Genomic DNA, 17,914 nt, shown 5'->3' with positions numbered 1-17,914 from the left:
TCTTTATGTTTTTCTAAATCTTCAATTTCTCCTTTAGATTTTCTTAAGTATATAGCAATCTTATCCATTAGCTATCGCCTCCTCATTGCTATTTTTACTATATAAATATAGTATACCATCTGCTAAATTTTTTAAAGCCTCTTTTGATGGCTTATTGCAGGTTATTGTTATTGTTACTTCTCTATTTCCAATTTTATTCTTAGTTACAATCTTATTATTACCCATTATCTATTCCTCCTTCTATTTTTATGCATAAAAAAGAACAATAAAGATTTCTCCTCATTGCTCTTCACAATGAAAATATTTAATAATTTCTATAAATTAAATTCACAAAAAAAAGGTAAGAATATATTTCATATTCTTACCTAAACAAAAAAATTATTTAATCAAAAATAGATGATTCTATTTCAAAATTTTCTTCCTTATCATTATTAATCTTACTCTTTTCTATCTTAACATCTTCCTTTTTAAATACATTATTTACAAATATTCCTATTAAAGGAATTATAAAAATAAGTCTATAATCAGTAAAACTATCCATTTTTTCTTTTGGTATAGTTATATTGAATTTAGTATAATAAATTAAATCATTCCAATAATGTATTACTAATATTCCTGTTATTAAGTATGCAAAAAGAAAAATTAATTTTAATTTAGGTATGTTCTTATATAATGGTTTAATACTTATTTCTTTAAATGGATTGATACAATTATTAAAAAATTCAATAATATCAATTTTAAATATCTTTTCAATTTTTTTATTTGAAATTATTATCCACGATACTAGTTTTCTTATTACAAATTTTATTGTTTCTATGTCATCACCTACAACTTTTTCTATTATTGGTATTATACTTTTTATTGTTAACATTGTAAAAGTTATTATTCCACAAATAATTATAAACATATTAATCAACAAATATATATGAAATAAAAATATTTGTATCACATATGAACTTGTATTAAATTCAAATAGGTATTGTATTAATTTATCAGATTGAATATTAACACTTAAATTACCCAAAAAGATACATATTGCACCAAAAGAATAAAGCAAATCCGTATATGAATTAAAATTCTTATTATATATAATTCTCAATACAAATCTTAATACTATAATTGCTGATAAAACCATTCCTATAATATAAATATATCTATACTGCATATATGTATCTGGTTTTGTTAAAAATCTCAACAACGCTAACGGTATAAAAGTCTTAATTGCTACGATTATTGTTTGTATAACAAAATTAAATATAAGTTTCCTAAATCTTTTTGACTTTATTAAATTATATAAAAAAACTATTATTGCAATACTTGTCCAAAATATATTAATATTCATAGAATCTCCTCTTACAAAAACATAAACTACTATAATCTTACATCTTTTTGGACAAGTAGTAAATATTTTGTAAAAATTTTAATACTTTTATTTTGAAATCTTCTCTCTTATATAATCAACATCATTCTTAATTTTTTCAACAATTGCAAACTTATTAGTCAGCTTATCTATTATTTTCTGATATTTAACTTCTCTAGCCTTACTATCTTTCAGCATATAGAAAAATAAATATACAAATAGCATTGCAAATATCCCATAGGAAAGCGACATTTTTAATAATTCTTGTTCTATATAATCGACATCTGTTTTTATAAATATAATCATGATTCAGAAATTATTTTTTTAATATATTGTTTTAAGTCATAGCCGTCATCGATATAAAAATTTTTATGTTCTATTACTAATTTTTCAGGACATAGATGTTGGCAGTCTAAGTGTGGCATGTTTAGAAGTGTTGTATAAAATTGGCTACCCTTTTCCACATCCTCTATATACAAATCCTTAACCCCAGCCGAACCGTTTTGATTAAACCTCATTATTGTTTTATTTTTAGAATCTTTAACTATTAATGCACCATTTTTAATTGTTTGTCCGTTATGGTCGAAAATAACGTTCATATCCGTTTCATCTTTAATAGCGATTAATACGCTTTTAGCATTTTGCTCTAATTCTGTTCCAAAATCTTCACCTTTACTTACTTTGCTTTCAAGTCCTTTTGCGGTCTTTGTTATTTCTGTATGTAAATCATCAGTTTTGTTTGTGTAATCTTCTGTTAGTCCTTTTGCTGTTAATTCTATTTTGCTTATCAATCCTTTTTTTGTATCCTCTGCTTCTGCTCTAATTGCATCTTCTGTCAACTTTATTTCACTATGCAAAGTATTATCTAAGCTATCAACCCTAAGCGTTATAAATTGTTCAGTCAATACTATTTTTCTATAAAGATTATCTAAATCATTTAAATTATTATCTATAAAATTTGATATAAATTGTCCTAATTCTATTTCAATAAATTCCTCATTAACAATATCCCACTCATAAGAAATACATCTTGCACTTACTTCAATATCAATATTTTTGTTATAACAATGTACTGTATCTCCTAAACATATTTTTTCTAGCACATCATATCCAAGTTGTTTATACTCAATTGTTTTAGATAAGTCTTGCATTTTTACTTTATAGTTTGCTTTTATTTTGTCAGCACCTTCGTCATATAGTTTTTTACACCTTTTTATCATTTCAGCTTCTGCTTCTGCTCTAGTTTCAAAGCCTTCTGCATCCTTGCTAGTTGTATCATTACCATCACTATTTTTTGTCTTTTCTTTTACTTTAATATCAGACATTTCAACAGGTTGTTCATATATATCTTGATATTTTGCAATTAAAGGACTATCTACATAAGGTGTATTTTCACTTAGAACTAAATCTCCACTATAAGGAAATATCCTTGTAACAAGTTCATCGGAATTAATATCTTCTTCTATGTCTTCTAAATTGTAGCCAAAACTTATTCGTACCCCTCGGTCTTTACCACGCTTTAATGGAATATTTAATTTATAATTATTACACTCAATTTCGCCACCCCATATTTTCAAGAAAGAATCTTCCTCAGAACCATTCAAAATATTAGTTATATTTCTCATTTTATATTGTCTAATATCTGTTATATTGCTTTCACTAGTGCCTTTGAAATTAGTGTCTTCTAGCAATTTCTCTATTACTTCCTGTCCCTTACCTTGCACATTTTTATTAAATATAACTTTCTTATTTAAATCGAATTGGATATGTCGAGCATAAACTGTCATTGTATTAGAACTCATATTTTTTACAGTATTATAAATTCTATATGCTTGTTGCTCTCTATTAAATTCGGGAGTTTGTGTTGCTATAAGACAACCTCTATTTATATGTTTATATAATCCATCTTTATCTAAAATTACTTCTATTTCTAGCTCATTCTCACTATTTAAAACAACGTGTATTTTCCCATTTATAGGATTTAATATAATTCCATTCTTAGTTAAATCTTGCTTATTACTAGTATATAATTGTATTAAATTAAGATATAATTTCAATTTATCACTTCCTCTCTGTTAAAAATTTAAATTTGAACATAATAAAAGACTAGTATTTCTACTAGTCTAAATAACTCTATAATTTGGAGTATAAAAAGCTTTAAAACCGTCAGATAAGGAAATATTATTAATTCCATGCCTTAAATATAAATCTTGCATAGCTTTTATGTTAGTTTTACCAATTGCTAAAGTTTTATCAGCTTCTAATATTTTATCGTTTTCCGTATCTATAATTAATTCTTTATCTACATTGCAATTAATTGTCGTTCCATTAACAGTAAAGTTACAATTCCCAATTCCGACGATACGATAAATAGGTTTAGACATATAAAAAGCATTATGCATATTCTTATATAAAGGTTTTTCTTTCTTAGAATAACTTAAATATTGATATGGTTCTACTGTAAAAGTAGCAGTAAAATTTTGTATTTCATATAATTCCCCATATCCAAAATTATCAACTTCTACTTTTTTTACTTTATAATAATAGTCCCAATTATCATCTAATTTTAATTTATTATCTATTATATTTTCTAACCAAAACATAATATTTCTAACACGTTGTCTTATATTATCTAAATCATCTTCTATAAAATTAAATTCTATAGATATTGTCATGTCTTCGTAAGTTCCTTCGTCAATAAAATAAGAACCATCATGTCCTTCTATATCTTTAGTTTTAAATCGTCTTTTAGGCAAAGGAATAAAAGGTCTTTTTACGACCTCTAAATCTAAATCACTCGCTCTTTGCATATTAAAAATAATATCATAACCCATTACATCACCTACCCTTACTAACTCTACTATTTCTATCTATTTTTCCTAGTTTATTTATTACTGTATCCGTTAGTACATTACTTATTTCTTTACTATCTAAATAATTTTTTACATCTATCTCTATTCCTAGACCTTGTATAATATCTTTCATAGCATTTGCTACTTGCTTACCAATTTTGTTATAATCTACTTCTTGCTTATAATTATTAGAATGTTCAACTAAGGACTTTGATTTTGGGGAGTTTTTACTATAATATTCTCCATTCACTTTAACAGATTTAAGTTGTTTCCTTTGTTGTTTTCTCATTTCTTTAACATTTTCATTGTTAATAAATTTTCCTTCTACCCATATTCCATATATCCCATCTGCACAAACTTTCATTTTTTCCAAAGCTTCTTTATCATAGAATGTACTTCCTATTGTTAATCCATCATTTAATCTTCTTTTCTCTTTTTTTTGTTTTTCATTTTCAGTTTCTGGTAATATATTACCATTCGTATCTGCTTTTGCTCTCATATACTTTAATGCTTCATTTGCAAAATATTTTCCATCTAATGTCAACCCATTTACTTCTTTACTTAAAGCCTTCATTTCTTTTATATTTTCATTAGATATAAACTTTCCATTATAAAGGATACCCTTCTGAAAATCTTTATTTTCTTTATTTCTCTTCTTATTTTCTTGTATTTCATTTTGTTGCTTTTTATTATTTTCTTTCTGTATTTTAGTCAACTCATTAAAAGATTTAGATAATGTATTAATTAATGCTCCACCAACTGTATTATTAACTTGCCTACTAACTTCTGCTTTCATATCACTAATACTTTGCATATGGGTTCTAATACCTGTCCCTTTTGGAATATATGCCAAGCTATTACCATAATAACTGCCCAACATGGCAACGCTGTTATTACTTGCTAATTCAATTCCTTTTTCATCAACTGTACTTAATCCACCACTATAATTATTAGTACCAGTAGCATGATTATCTACAAAGTCTCTAATTTTCGAAGACTTTGTACCTATTTTGCCTAATGCATTAGTTATTTCATTAAGTCCATTTTGGAAAAAGTTAAATGTAATATCTTTTTTCGGTGGTATTTCTTCTATTTTTTTTCTTACGCCACTCATGTCTTCTATAACTTGTCCACTATTATCTTTTATTTCGATTGGATTACCGTTAATATCTTTTACTTTAGTTAAAGTATTTCCAGCACTATCTGTTACTTTTTCAAAACTTCCAACTATATCTCCATTTGAATTTACAATCTGTCCTTTAGAATTAACAGTAGTATTTGTAGTATCCTGTAATGCTTTTTGTATTGTGCTTGTACTAGACATATATTCTCTACCAAGTTTATTTGCATCTTTTGCCATCGTATCTGTAGCACCACCACACTCGCCACGTGTCTTATTCCAACAACCAGTTATTTTCCCAGTATTTTCATCTACATTTACATAAATTTCTTCCATCGCATTTGTAGCAGTATTTTTAATTGTGTAATATCCACTATCTGTAATCTCATTTAATCCTACATAGTTTTCTTTCATTTTTTTTAGAATTTGATTAGCCTTTATGTCTGTCTCAGATAACATTGCTCCTGTAAATTCGTTATATTTACCTATCATTTGTGGTTGTTGCTCATCCATTACTTTTTTTGCTTCGTCCCATTTTTCCTGCTCTTTTTTTACTATTTCATCTTTTTCCTTTGTCTTAATGTCAATTTGTGTTTGTATATTTGCTTCTGCATCGGCATTACCCTGCTCTTGTGCTTTTAATTTTTGTTGTTGTAACATATCTAATTGAGTTTGATAATTAGCAAGTAAATCTGTTGTTTCTGTGTCTATTGCTTTTTTACGTTCAGTTAATAATTCCACCGATGTATTTGCATCAGCTTTTTTAATTCTTTCAGTAAATTGATTTTTAGCATATAATTGTTCAGCTTGGTTATTTGTTTGTGCTTCTAATTCTATTTGTTGTATTCTTGCAACTTTTTCTTTAACATCTGTAATCTCTTGTTCGTTAAGTCCACGTTTGTTATCTACTGCACCTTTGTATATTTCTTGTATTTCGCCTTGTAGCTTATTTACTTCTTCGATTTCCTTATCCCCTGTAGTATTTACAAAATCTAAAACTTTCTGTTCAGATTCGTCGATCTGATTATCTTTAACCAAAAACATTTTAGATAATTCAGATTGTGTTTCAGAACTTTTTGATTTAATCGCTTCTAATGCACTATTAACCATTCCATTAACTCTAGTGGTAAGTCCATCTGCTTCATCGGCAGTCAATACCTCATCAACATTTACTAATCCTAATTCGTAGTTAAAATCATTGATAGTTTTTGTAGAATCTTCAACTTTCTTTTTAAAGTCTTCTCCTAAATCATCGCCCAGCTTTTTATATGCTAGACCACTTTTTTCCAACTCATCTTGAGATTGAACATGTACTCCATTTAATTCTATTAATGTTGTTTTTAATAGACCTAATTCTTCTCGACTTGTAACACAAGATTTAGACATTCCGTCTTGATACTGATTGTAAGCATATACTCCTGCACCAACTGTTGCTAAAGCAATTCCAATTGGTAATATAGCAGTAGATAATCCTGCAAAACCTACCCCAGCAACTTCCGTAGCAGTAGCTAATCCCTCTACTTCTTCTGCAACTTTTCCAACCTTACTAAGTTTAGAAAGGGTACTAGATACTTTACCTATATTACCAACTAGACCACCTAATCCACTTGTAAAAACACCTAATATCTTTAATGCTCCACCAAATGTTGCTGTAAATAAAGTAGTTTTTATAATAGTTTGTTGTTGCTCTGCTGTTAGTTTACCGAACCAATCTGCCACCTTGCCTATAGCAGAAGATACTTCATCCATCATAGGCAATATATTCTGACCTAATCTTATCATTTCATTTTTAGATTTGTTTATACTCTTTGCCATTCTTTCAGCAGGAGTTGCATCCATCTTATTAAAAGCTATTTGGGTAGCTCCAGCAGATTGTTCCATTTGTTTTAAAATATCATTGTAATCTTTACCAGCATTAGTTGCTATAACCATACCTGCTTTACCAGCTTCAGCACTTCCAAACATATCTAATAGAGATTTGCCATTTTTCTTTGCACCTTCATCCATAATTGCAAGTATGTCACCGAGCGACTTACCACTTGCAATTAACTCTTGAAATGTGCTTCCACTCATTTGTTTAAGTGTTTTACTAGCAGTAGTACCATTTTTACCAAGTTCATTCAACATTGATGATACATATGTTCCAGCTTCTGAAGTTGCGATACCTTTTGCAGTTAATAATGCATAAGACGTTGAAACGTTATCTAGATTAACGCCTACTGCCTTTGCAGTCGGAATTACTTTACCCATACTTTCTGAAAGTTGGGCAACTGTAGTTTTACCAACATTTTGAGTGGTTATAAGTTTGTCTGATACGTTAGTAACTTCTGAAGCTTCCATCCCATAAGAGTTCAAAATAGTAGTTAACAAATCGAGTGATTGACCAGCCTCAGCGAATCCAGCCTTGGCTAATTTTGTAGAATTTGATACAAAGTTAACTGCATCACCTGTTTTTTGACCAGCAGAAATTGCATCATAAACATTTCCTGCAATCTCATTACTACTAATACCAGTCTGGTTGCTTAAATCCATTATAGATTTTTTCATCTTATCATTACTTACTACATTTTCGTCTGCAATAGTTGTAACTTGTGCAAAACTTGTTTCAAAATCACTAGCCATTTTAGTACTAATAGTTCCTAAAGCGACCAATGGTGCAGTAGCTTTTAGTATATTTCCCCCTAAGTTACTAGCAGTAGTACCAGCACTTTTAAGTGTTTCGCTTGTACTAGCACAACTTTTACTTAAATTATCTAACTTTTGTTTATATGTACTTACATTAGTATCTTTTAAAGCTGTGTTAGTTTCCTTTATAGCACCTTCTAAACCTTTCATATCATTTTCAGTTATTTTCGCTTGATGCCCTACATTAGATAAAGTTTGTTTCATTCGTGCAAGTTGTTCCTCTGCTTTAACCGTATCTTGTCCTTGCAATTTCATGTTAGAGATCTTTTCTTCTTGCTTTTTAATAGTATCGGTTGTAGATTGCATTTTCTTTTTATAATCTTCTAACTTTTTCGCATTAAGACTATACATTTTTTCTAAACTACTTAATTTTACTTTTAGAGTATCATTAGTTTGTCCATATTGTTTAGTAGTTTTATCGGTGCTTTTAACTTCTTTATCTAAGTTTTTTAGTTCTCTATTTATATTAGAAATTTCTTTATTAACATTATTATTTTTAATACCTAATTCGACTATTAGTTTCTCATTATCAGCCATCTATTACCCTCCCTTCTAATCTAATACTTTATAAGTTTTCTTCTCTGTACTCTCGTTATATCCACTATTACTATGTTTTGGATTGTTAATTTCTCCATATATATCCAATAATTTAAAAATTTTACGTGGTGTACTAATCCAAAATTCACTCTCAGAATTTCCTAATATTTTTGTATAGCAATAATAGAGATAGTCAATATCTAAATCTTCTAATTCCCTATTATTGCTTTTTAGTTTTTTTCGTTTTCCTCAGCCTGTGGAAATCCACTTGTTACTATATTAATAACTGTTGGTAACAATGTAATTACCAAACTAAATAAATCAAAATCACCATTAAATAGCTTATTACCTAGTATTTTCTCTGTTTCTTTATCTCTTAATGTACTAGCAATAAAATATAATACTGTCATATCCTCAAGTTCATTTAGTTTAAGCAAACTATTTAATATACTTTGTCCACTTAGTTCTTTAAATACCTCGCAACTATTCATGTCGAAAGCCATTATGTAATCTTTCTTATCAATTGTTATATTTTCAATTTTTCTTTTCAAATTGCTCATTAATAATCAATCCTTTCATATTTGTTTTATTTTTGGTTAAGCTAATATTTATAATTAACTTAATAGAAGACACTACAATTAAGTAATGTCTTCTATAAATCAATTATTAAGCTGTTGGTTTTAGTCCTCTAAATTGAATTGCTGTAAAGAAGTTAGTAACTTTATTTTTATCAACTTTTTCATCTGCTGTATCTAATTTTAAAGAAAAAGTTGGTTTTCCTGTATTAGGATTAGTTACTGCTAAACCACTACCTACTAATTTAGTAACTGCAAAATCAATTTTGTCATCATTTCCTTTACCCTCAAAAGCATTTTCTCTGTGTATTTTAGTATTATAAACAACATTATAAACTTCATCACCGTTGTCATATACTTCTTTCCAAAGTAATGCAACTGCTTGGTCTACGTCATCGGGACTAGATTCTAACTCTCCATTTTCGTTAAAGCAACCTTCTAGCATAGCTTGTATGGAAGGTGTCCACTCTGCAACTGTTAAATCAACTTCTAACCCTGTTTTTTTAGATTTAGATTTTAATTTCCTCATATCACCTATTAAACTACCTTCTGCAACTGTATTTTTAATACTTAATTCTTGTAATCCATTAACTTTTATTGGTTCTTTCCAAATTCCATCTTTATAAGGTGCAAAATGTATATTTTTAACCCCTATCATGCTTCTAAATTCTTTAACTGTTTCTTCTGCCATTATTATCATCCTTTCAAATTTTGATTTTTTTGTATTAAAATAAAGCCTGTTTTAAGACTATTGCTCAAAGTCTAATTTTTTAAAGCAATTGTAAATTGCATTGCAATGTTGTATATTTCATTTTTTTCTTGAACTGGTTGTAAAATTATTTTCTTCTTAAATCCACTATTAAGTATTACATCTTTTACATTTTTTTTAGTTTTTTCAATTTTACTTTGTACAGTATACACATTCAATAATATTGTATATTTACTTGCTAATTCTTTATTATCTCCATACATGCTAGGAGTTTCAATATAGGTATACACTATACATTCTTTCGTATCATTAGGTCTTTTTAAATAGTAAGAAGGTAGCGTTAAATCTTTTAAAGATTGTTTTAATAAATCTCCTATTTCCACACAATCATCCCTCCCAACATTTTTTTACTTCTTCTTTTAGTTTAGCTTTCAACCTAGTCTTTACTTGATTTTCTTTACCTTGCACAGTTTCATCGAACCACATTATATGCTCGTTAACAAGAGTAGCACCACCACGTGGATGATAACCATAATTATTAAAATACATACCTTTTATTTTATCCCAATCACTTTCAGAACTTTTTAAGCCTACGTCTATATAGGTACTTTTTCCAAATTTCTTGGGCTTAAAAGCTTTTATCTCTTCCGAATTTTCACTAAATGTACTAGCCTTTTCTTTTATTACTTTTGCCATATCCTCAGCAACTTCAATAACCACTTTTTCAGACTCAATATTAGATAATTTTCCAATTCTATTAATTAGATTATTTATACCTTTAATTTCTACACTCATTAATTTACCAACTCTACTACAATTTCATAATACATGTGTGCTTCTTCTATATCACTCACATAAGTTATATTATAAAATTGCTTATTATAAACAATTCTATCTTTAGTTGTTAAATTTAAATCTTTTTTATATCTAATATAAAATCTTTTTTTATTTATAGACGTGTCACCTTGTGCAACAATTATTTCATAACCATTCATATTTTTAATTTTTGCTCTAAAAATTTTATTTGGTATTATATCATTCCATCCTTCGATGGGAATATTATCTTCATCAACTCCACTACTTAATCTTTCAATTTGTATAGGATGCTTAAATTCTCCACTATCAATAATTTTCAAATTCAAACACCACCTTAAACCAAATTTTTAGAATGTAATCCTAAAATACTATCTAATATAAGATTAATATTACTTTTATCAGCTTCAATACTCCTATTGTCAAACATTCCACTTACCAGAACTAACAGAGCTATTGTTAAATCATCCATACTGTTCATTTCTTCTATTGTTAATCCTGTGTAGCTCTTAATATAATTTATACTGGCATCCTTAAATATCTCTAATAAACCGCTATCTTCTTCATAAGCGTTGCAATAATTTATTAGTAATTCTGTTGTTACTTCATTTATTTTCATATAATTCACCCTTTCCATCTTAATTTGAGAAAGGGTTTTTACACCCTCTCAAATTAAGCAGTTGCTTTATTTACTATGCAAGCTACCATTTGGTCATCTTTTACTTTACCATCTAAATAAATGTCAGAACCATAACCAACTAATCCAGCTCTTTTGTAAGTAGAATCATCATACACATAAAGGGCTAAAGTTTTTTGGATATTAGTATGATAAGCTTTTGGGTTTGCTAATACTATTACAGTTTTAGCACCAGTTACATCCATTGTTGGGATAGCATCTGTAATTACAATAGGTAAACCTAACATTGTATAACCACTAGCACCAGTAATGTCTGGTTGTAAAATATATCTACCTTCTGCATCTTTAATTAAGTCTAAAGCAGTAAATGTATCTTGTGCCATAAACCAAGATGCACCCTTTTGTGCTTCTCTCTTTAATTTACCTTTACATTTCTTAATATCATCAAAACTTATTGTTGCTCTAGTTGCTAGAGATATTTTATTAGCGACTTTGATTCCCGCAATAAGTCCAGTTGGCTTCTTAACTCCATCTCCATTAAATATTGCATCTTCTATAGCATCATCCATGGTTTCACTTATATCGTCTAATACAAAAGCTTTTAAATCTATTTCTTGTGTATTTAACATTTGTTGTGTTAAAGCCGATTCTCTATATAATCTATTTTGTCCTAATTCTAAAATATCTAAAGTTGGAGTTGTAGATTTTGAATCTGGATTTGGTTTTAATTGTTCATCCTCCCAAGTTGCAGTTCCACTTCCTGCCTTTTTAGGTATTCTGCAACTCCCAGCAATCGAAGTATTATTGAAAAATTTCATTACATCGCTTCTATCAACTAATTGTTTTATAATCTCGCCAGTTAATTCCTTATTTACAACAATACCACCTTTATTATCAATTTGGGTATTCATTGCATCTGCTCTAGTTTCTTGTTTAATTGGTTTAATTGGTTTTATTTCTCCAGTAAATATTGCTCTTAATTCCTCGTTGTCGATTTCGTTTTGACTTCTTTTTTCTTCCACTTTGTCATTATCCTTTCTTTCTTCTTGCTTGTCTTCTACTTTTTCAAAGCTTCTCATTTCTTCCTCTGCCTTAATAGTTACATCAATTCCTTTTATTTCTTTCTTAATTTCATCAACTCTAGCTAATTCAGTTTCATCGAATGCTCTAGTTTCTTGTTTAGCTTTGTTTACTAAACCCTCCATTTCAGTTATTAATGCATTTCTCTTTTCTTGTAATTCTTTCATTATTATCATCCTTTCAAATTTGTATTTTTTTGTATTTATAAATTTTTACATAAAAATAGTTCTGTATCATAAACAGAACTCATATCAACATTATTTTCTTTTCTAGTTTCCTTAATTTCTTCTTGCTTATTTTCAATAAATCTTAATTCTAATATTTCAGATTCTTCACCATCTGCTCTAGTTTCGACAACCGTTCCCGAATATGCAGGTGTCATTGATAATAAAGATATCTCATTTAATTTAATATCCTCTAAATATCTTCTTTCTTTCCCGTCTGCTATTGTTTCCCAACTGTCTTTTAACTTATTAAATCCAAAGCTAAAACCTTTTAATTTTCCTTTATCAGAATCCATTCTAACTTCATCGTCTTGTATATCAGCATTTATATGAAGTCCAATTGCATCTTCGTATAGTTCAACATTAGTTTTAGTATCACCAAGACAACGATTTTCAATGTGATTATATAATAATTTAACATCATTATTTTTTCTTAGTGCTTTTTCAAAAACTTTAGGTCTAACTTGCTCAACAAAACTCTTTCCAAATGCTCGTATTTCTTTGCTATCTCTGCAAACAGCATTAACATATCCTGCAATATGTATAGTATTATCATTTAATCTACGTATTTCCATCTAATCCCTCCTATTCTTGCTAATGTATATTAAAATACACTTTAAGCTACATATAAAAGTTATAAGTAGCAAAGTATAAATCAATCCAAATTTAATTAATATAAATAAAAAAGAAGATATTATTGCTCCTAGAAACCATAAATCTTCACTATTATCTTTAAAATATTTAATTATTTTGTACTTTTTCCTTTTGTAAATCAGCTTTATCTTCTCCGATATTTCTATCGTTTTCACTGTTACTATCGACTTTAGTTTGTTTATCAGTTTCATTATTAACCACCTCGCCATCTTTAGTAGTGACACCAGTATTTGGAACAAACCAACTACCATTTTTACTATTATAGAGTGCCTGTCCAATAGTCATTTTATGAATATCTAGTCCGTTTACTGGCTCTAAATTTTCCTTCATTCTTATTTCATTAACAGATTCTATTCCTGCATCTAAAGAAGTTTTATAAGCTAAGAATCTAGTATCTATGTCTGCTCTAGTTAGTTCATTTACATCTAATTTAAAGAAATACCCTTGTTTCTTTTCATCTTCAAGTAATAATGCTTTATTTATTGCACTTTCCAAAGAATTTATAATTGGATTTAGAACTATTTTTATAAAACTTTTAAATCCATCATTATCTAATTTTTCTGGAATATTAAATATATTTCTTAATTCTTCTGCTAAAAATCTTTTAATTTCTAATATTTGCATATCTCTATTTGTATTTGTAAGTGGTGTATAACTTAATTCTTTATTTAAAATAATTGGTTCATCTGTCTCTTGTATATCCTTAGAATCTTGTTTAAATTGTTTAAATTCTTCAATTCCTAAATGTTTTGTACTTTGCCATATGCCTTTACGTCCACCACCTGATTTAAAATTCTTATTTAAATAAGATTGAACTAATAATGCTAATGCAAGTAAATCTCTATTATTTTTTAAAATTCCTTTTCCTTGTACACCATCTAAAGTATTTAGAGTTGCAATAATAAAATCATATACCTCAAACTCTTTTCCTTGTACAGTTAGTTTAGCATCTTTATGTATAACCTCAGTGTCTAACATTACACTAACATTTTTACTCTCTAAGTAATTAAGTTTTTTAAATTCATTTTTAGATTTTTCAATGTTTACATATGTATTTCCATCAATTATTAAATCTTGAACCATAGCTTTTTTAAGTTGTGTGCTATTAAATAAAAAATTAGGTTCTGTATTTAACAAATATAATCTATTATCTTCTTCAATTTCTTCAATTTTAGTCTTATTTATCTTTTTATATAGCTTAAAATCCAAAGTAGAAATTGTACTAGATATTAACTCTATTGCACTGGATACAGCACTAATGCTTAGAATATTGCTTCTATTTACATCAACTTCGCTTAAATCAGCCCCACTAAATAGTTGTTGTAATGTAGTTGGCTTTTTTTCTTCTGCTCTAGTTTCCATTAAAAATCCCATGTTATCACCATCCTTTCTATATTATTTATCTTTGACTTACCCATGTTTCACCTTCTAATAATTCCTGTTGCAATAGATATAGTGCATCTACTAATGCAAAAACCATATCTATTTTACCTGTACTAGCTTTCTTACTTAAGTACCATCCTTTATTTTCATCTCTTTTAGCTTTACAATTTGCAAGTTCGATATCTAATAATTTATTTCTATAATATTTATTCTTTTTAGATAATAAATTCTCGTGTAGCCACTTTATAGGTGCATGTAAAACCCTACTAAATTGTATTACTTCTACACACTCAATTCCATGTTCTTCTATTTCTCGAATTGACCTTCCTGCATTTCTAACATCATAGCCAAGTTGTACGATTTCTACACCATATGTTTCTTCTAATTTAAAAATAAAATCTTCTAAGTATTTATAATCAACTTTTTCATCTCCACAAGCAAAACAATTATTATTGTCGATATGTGATTGATAGTCAACTCTTTCTTTTCTTGTTTTCATTTCAACTCTGTCTTTAGGAATAAATGCCCAAACTTTACTATATACAACCTCTTTTTCTTCATCATATGTAATCATCGCTAATGCAGTGTTATCATCACTTTCGGCTAAATCAATTCCGAGGTAAACCCTTCTTCCATTCCAATCTATATCTTTTTCTAATTCACAACCTTTTATCTCTTCCTCATTTGTAAAGGTTTCTCCACTGTTAGCAGGTAGGAAATAGTTCATATCTTTAGTTATGTATTCTTCAACTTCATCCTCTTTAACAAGTGCTTTTGCTCTAGTTTCTCTTATTGTTTCATAGTTCTCTTCTATTCTTAAAGGACAAGCCATATACATTCCAATATCATCCCATAAATGTTCTTTTGTAGAATAATATAATAATGCGAATTGTCTTTCATTTTTAACAATTCCATCTAAAACCTTTCTAATATAGTCTAAATCACTTAACATTATAGAATTATCTATTGCATATGCTGTTGTAGTCCTAAAAGTTAATGGATTTACTACGTTTTTTTGTCCACTTTGCATAGCCTTAAAGTTACTATTCTCTTTAAAATTGCCGTGTTCATCTGATATAAACGCACTAGGTCTTACGGAATTATTCTTTTCTGCTTCTGCAACTCTAGGTTGGAAATAACTATGCGTTAATCTACATTCTATTCTACCAGTTAGAGTTTTACTTATTTTAAAATACTTTAATACGCTTGGACTAGATTCTAAAGTTTGAACCATTGCTTTTCTTATTTCAGAAGCTAATTCCTTAGTTAAACAAATTGAATAAAACTCTGAATAGTTTTGTTCAGTTAACATTAATAATATAAAAACCAAACTCACTAGCCAAGTTTTAGCGTTTTTTCTAGCTATATAAAGTGTTATATCATTGTATCTAAATTTATTAACATTATCTTTAAATCTCCAACCAAATAAATTAGCCAAAAAGAAACATTGAAAAGGTGCTATCCCTTCTAAAACTGGTTTTCCTGCAACAAATCCAGTTGCATAATTAAATAATTTTAATAAATTTTCTATTATTTGCAGTTTATTTTCATCAAAATAATATTTAAAATCCTCATTGTATTGTCTATTTTTATAATCATTTAAGAATATTTTACATTGTTGTAGTACTTCTTTTGTAGTTATTTCACTACCTTCTACAACATCATGTGCATATTTGATAGCATTATCTAATAACATCATTTATTATCACCACCTAATGCTAATAAAACTGGATCTTCTTTATTTTGATGTGCTTGTAAATTTAAATTACCAAGTTTTGCTCTTGATGCAGGAGTCATAGATAATTCACTCATACATCTAAATAAATCGGATTGATAGTCTTTTCTACTCCCCATTAATTTCCTATCATTTAATTTTTCAATGTCTTCATTTATTAATTTTTCAATTTCTTGTAATCTATCTATACAAATAGCAGTTGTAGACAAAACATAAATATCTAAATTCCCTAATAGTTCAGAGTTAACCAACTCATTTACTATGTATTTAAATATCTTTTTTTGTTCTTTTGAAAGGTACTTAGGTGGCTTTATATTATTACTATTACCTTTCAATTTTTGTTCTGTTTCAATTTTATTTTTTCTTTCTTCTTCTGTTAAATGCTTACTTGTAACAGAAGCACTCATTGCTGGTCTAGCCACTTTTATCACATCCTTTCTACTTGATAATAATTATTATTTAAGGTTGGCTATTGAAAAATCGTCATTTAGGGAAATTAATTTAAGTAAGGGAGAACCTGTTATGTCTTAGGCTAGTCATAGTCCCATTCACAACCTATGGGGGATATAAAATAATAATTATTTCCCAGCTATTTCCCATTTATTAGCAACACTGTACAAACGTTTGTTCTATTTAATTGCAAAATAAAAGACAGTAACAAACATTACTATCTGCAATTACATTCTTTATAATTTTAATATGTGAATCATACAATAAATTAATATAAATCATCTACTATCTACCAACAATTATTATTATTTAATTATAACTAATATATAACATAACTCTTATACATTCATTCAAACTCTTTTACTATCTTATTATATCTTTCCTTATAACTTCCTAACTCTTTATTACCTTTGTTCCAATCATCTAACATATCATTTAACATCATTACAATATAATTCTTACATTTAGTTTTGTACAACTTATGAACAATTCTTCTATGTGTATAATTAGATAATGGTATAAGGTTATCGGTATCATATGCTAGGTCTATATTCTCCATAACCTCTATAATGTGATGTACAGTTTGTGCTACTTCAACTCTACTTTCTATATAATAAGCAAACAAATCTATATTGTTGTAATCTTCTATTACATTGTTTCTAAGCTTTCTCCATCTGCTTGTACTATATATCTTACTATCTAATCTTTCTCTATCTCTCTTACTCTTATCTAATTGTCTTTGCTTCTTAGCATTGCATATATAATTACGTTCGTGTATCCTACCACATACGCTACAAGATACCTTACCCATTATGCCAATACCCTGTTTAAATAATCTACACTATAATATTGTCCATCAAACTTAAATACAAAGTTATGACCTTTAGATATTTTATACCATTCAGTCTCTATACACTCAACATTGCATCCTTCTTTCAATCTTCTAAGCGCATAATCATTTTGGGTAACTACTTTAAAATTAGGTTCAAAACTATTACCCTCTAGCCATTCATTCTCTATTTCTAATACACCTTGTTTTAAATCCATTCCATTATTACTAAATTTTAATGATGGTCTATGTTTTACATCCCAACTCATAT

At 28.0% G+C, this 17,914-nt stretch carries 19 protein-coding genes; all 19 read right to left on the bottom strand.

Annotation, left to right across the window (positions count from 1 at the left end):
- Nucleotides 1–60 precede the first annotated feature (60 nt).
- Nucleotides 61–225, bottom strand: coding sequence for a hypothetical protein (locus tag BM027_RS18100; RefSeq protein ID WP_175559910.1), 165 nt, complete (start codon nt 223–225; stop codon nt 61–63).
- 157 nt (nt 226–382) lie between these two features.
- Nucleotides 383–1,342, bottom strand: coding sequence for a hypothetical protein (locus BM027_RS00330; RefSeq protein ID WP_090087472.1), 960 nt, complete (start codon nt 1,340–1,342; stop codon nt 383–385).
- An 87-nt stretch (nt 1,343–1,429) separates the two neighbouring features.
- Nucleotides 1,430–1,666, bottom strand: coding sequence for a BhlA/UviB family holin-like peptide (locus BM027_RS00325; protein ID WP_278320172.1), 237 nt, complete (start codon nt 1,664–1,666; stop codon nt 1,430–1,432).
- Nucleotides 1,663–3,417: a phage tail spike protein gene (locus BM027_RS00320; RefSeq protein WP_175559909.1), complete on the bottom strand. Its 1,755-nt coding sequence runs from the start codon at nt 3,415–3,417 to the stop codon at nt 1,663–1,665. The genes BM027_RS00325 and BM027_RS00320 overlap by 4 nt, the downstream gene beginning before the upstream one ends.
- Nucleotides 3,418–3,483: 66 nt before the next feature.
- Nucleotides 3,484–4,194, bottom strand: a complete 711-nt coding sequence (locus BM027_RS00315) for a distal tail protein Dit (RefSeq protein WP_090087469.1) — start codon at nt 4,192–4,194, stop codon at nt 3,484–3,486.
- A 4-nt stretch (nt 4,195–4,198) separates the two neighbouring features.
- Complete coding sequence (locus BM027_RS00310) at nt 4,199–8,554, bottom strand: phage tail tape measure protein (protein WP_090087466.1); 4,356 nt, start codon at nt 8,552–8,554, stop codon at nt 4,199–4,201.
- A gap of 230 nt (nt 8,555–8,784) precedes the next feature.
- Nucleotides 8,785–9,114: a hypothetical protein gene (locus BM027_RS00305; RefSeq protein ID WP_090087462.1), complete on the bottom strand. Its 330-nt coding sequence runs from the start codon at nt 9,112–9,114 to the stop codon at nt 8,785–8,787.
- Nucleotides 9,115–9,220: 106 nt separating this feature from the next.
- Complete coding sequence (locus BM027_RS00300) at nt 9,221–9,820, bottom strand: major tail protein (RefSeq protein ID WP_090087459.1); 600 nt, start codon at nt 9,818–9,820, stop codon at nt 9,221–9,223.
- 71 nt (nt 9,821–9,891) lie between these two features.
- Nucleotides 9,892–10,221: a hypothetical protein gene (locus BM027_RS00295; RefSeq protein ID WP_090087456.1), complete on the bottom strand. Its 330-nt coding sequence runs from the start codon at nt 10,219–10,221 to the stop codon at nt 9,892–9,894.
- A gap of 4 nt (nt 10,222–10,225) precedes the next feature.
- Nucleotides 10,226–10,633, bottom strand: a complete 408-nt coding sequence (locus BM027_RS00290) for a hypothetical protein (protein WP_090087453.1) — start codon at nt 10,631–10,633, stop codon at nt 10,226–10,228.
- Nucleotides 10,633–10,974: a phage head closure protein gene (locus BM027_RS00285; protein WP_090087449.1), complete on the bottom strand. Its 342-nt coding sequence runs from the start codon at nt 10,972–10,974 to the stop codon at nt 10,633–10,635. The genes BM027_RS00290 and BM027_RS00285 overlap by 1 nt, the downstream gene beginning before the upstream one ends.
- Nucleotides 10,975–10,988: 14 nt before the next feature.
- Nucleotides 10,989–11,270 carry a head-tail connector protein gene (locus BM027_RS00280; RefSeq protein ID WP_090087445.1) on the bottom strand — a complete coding sequence of 94 codons (282 nt, stop codon included), beginning with the start codon at nt 11,268–11,270 and terminating at the stop codon, nt 10,989–10,991.
- 53 nt (nt 11,271–11,323) lie between these two features.
- Nucleotides 11,324–12,535, bottom strand: coding sequence for a phage major capsid protein (locus BM027_RS00275; protein WP_242943256.1), 1,212 nt, complete (start codon nt 12,533–12,535; stop codon nt 11,324–11,326).
- A gap of 35 nt (nt 12,536–12,570) precedes the next feature.
- Nucleotides 12,571–13,167 carry an HK97 family phage prohead protease gene (locus tag BM027_RS00270; protein ID WP_090087438.1) on the bottom strand — a complete coding sequence of 199 codons (597 nt, stop codon included), beginning with the start codon at nt 13,165–13,167 and terminating at the stop codon, nt 12,571–12,573.
- 166 nt (nt 13,168–13,333) lie between these two features.
- The gene (locus BM027_RS00265; protein WP_090087435.1) at nt 13,334–14,620 is read right to left on the bottom strand and encodes a phage portal protein; all 1,287 of its coding nucleotides are present in this window, start codon (nt 14,618–14,620) and stop codon (nt 13,334–13,336) included.
- A 25-nt stretch (nt 14,621–14,645) separates the two neighbouring features.
- On the bottom strand, nt 14,646–16,328 hold the full coding sequence (locus BM027_RS00260) for a terminase TerL endonuclease subunit (protein WP_090087430.1): 1,683 nt from the start codon (nt 16,326–16,328) through the stop codon (nt 14,646–14,648).
- Nucleotides 16,325–16,786, bottom strand: coding sequence for a phage terminase small subunit P27 family (locus BM027_RS00255; RefSeq protein ID WP_090087426.1), 462 nt, complete (start codon nt 16,784–16,786; stop codon nt 16,325–16,327). The genes BM027_RS00260 and BM027_RS00255 overlap by 4 nt, the downstream gene beginning before the upstream one ends.
- 374 nt (nt 16,787–17,160) lie before the next feature.
- On the bottom strand, nt 17,161–17,625 hold the full coding sequence (locus BM027_RS00250; RefSeq protein WP_090087423.1) for a hypothetical protein: 465 nt from the start codon (nt 17,623–17,625) through the stop codon (nt 17,161–17,163).
- Entirely contained in the window at nt 17,625–17,912 is a 288-nt protein-coding gene (locus BM027_RS00245) for a hypothetical protein (RefSeq protein WP_090087419.1), read from the bottom strand. The genes BM027_RS00250 and BM027_RS00245 overlap by 1 nt, the downstream gene beginning before the upstream one ends.
- Between the last annotated feature and the right edge of the window lie 2 nt (nt 17,913–17,914).

Origin of the sequence: Clostridium uliginosum, assembly GCF_900112485.1 — a bacterium.
GTDB classification, from domain to species: Bacteria; Bacillota; Clostridia; order Clostridiales; family Clostridiaceae; genus Clostridium; species Clostridium uliginosum.
Note: the sequence above shows the minus strand (reverse complement) of the source record. Positions and strands in the feature narration are given on the sequence as shown.

Coding starts and splice junctions, on each gene's coding strand:
- BM027_RS18100 (WP_175559910.1), bottom strand. CDS start 225: ATGGGTAATAATAAGATTGTAACTAAGAATAAAATTGGAAATAGAGAA.
- BM027_RS00330 (WP_090087472.1), bottom strand. CDS start 1,342: ATGAATATTAATATATTTTGGACAAGTATTGCAATAATAGTTTTTTTA.
- BM027_RS00325 (WP_278320172.1), bottom strand. CDS start 1,666: ATGATTATATTTATAAAAACAGATGTCGATTATATAGAACAAGAATTA.
- BM027_RS00315 (WP_090087469.1), bottom strand. CDS start 4,194: ATGGGTTATGATATTATTTTTAATATGCAAAGAGCGAGTGATTTAGAT.
- BM027_RS00310 (WP_090087466.1), bottom strand. CDS start 8,554: ATGGCTGATAATGAGAAACTAATAGTCGAATTAGGTATTAAAAATAAT.
- BM027_RS00305 (WP_090087462.1), bottom strand. CDS start 9,114: ATGAGCAATTTGAAAAGAAAAATTGAAAATATAACAATTGATAAGAAA.
- BM027_RS00300 (WP_090087459.1), bottom strand. CDS start 9,820: ATGGCAGAAGAAACAGTTAAAGAATTTAGAAGCATGATAGGGGTTAAA.
- BM027_RS00290 (WP_090087453.1), bottom strand. CDS start 10,633: ATGAGTGTAGAAATTAAAGGTATAAATAATCTAATTAATAGAATTGGA.
- BM027_RS00280 (WP_090087445.1), bottom strand. CDS start 11,270: ATGAAAATAAATGAAGTAACAACAGAATTACTAATAAATTATTGCAAC.
- BM027_RS00275 (WP_242943256.1), bottom strand. CDS start 12,535: ATGAAAGAATTACAAGAAAAGAGAAATGCATTAATAACTGAAATGGAG.
- BM027_RS00270 (WP_090087438.1), bottom strand. CDS start 13,167: ATGGAAATACGTAGATTAAATGATAATACTATACATATTGCAGGATAT.
- BM027_RS00265 (WP_090087435.1), bottom strand. CDS start 14,620: ATGGGATTTTTAATGGAAACTAGAGCAGAAGAAAAAAAGCCAACTACA.
- BM027_RS00260 (WP_090087430.1), bottom strand. CDS start 16,328: ATGATGTTATTAGATAATGCTATCAAATATGCACATGATGTTGTAGAA.
- BM027_RS00250 (WP_090087423.1), bottom strand. CDS start 17,625: ATGGGTAAGGTATCTTGTAGCGTATGTGGTAGGATACACGAACGTAAT.
- BM027_RS00245 (WP_090087419.1), bottom strand. CDS start 17,912: ATGAGTTGGGATGTAAAACATAGACCATCATTAAAATTTAGTAATAAT.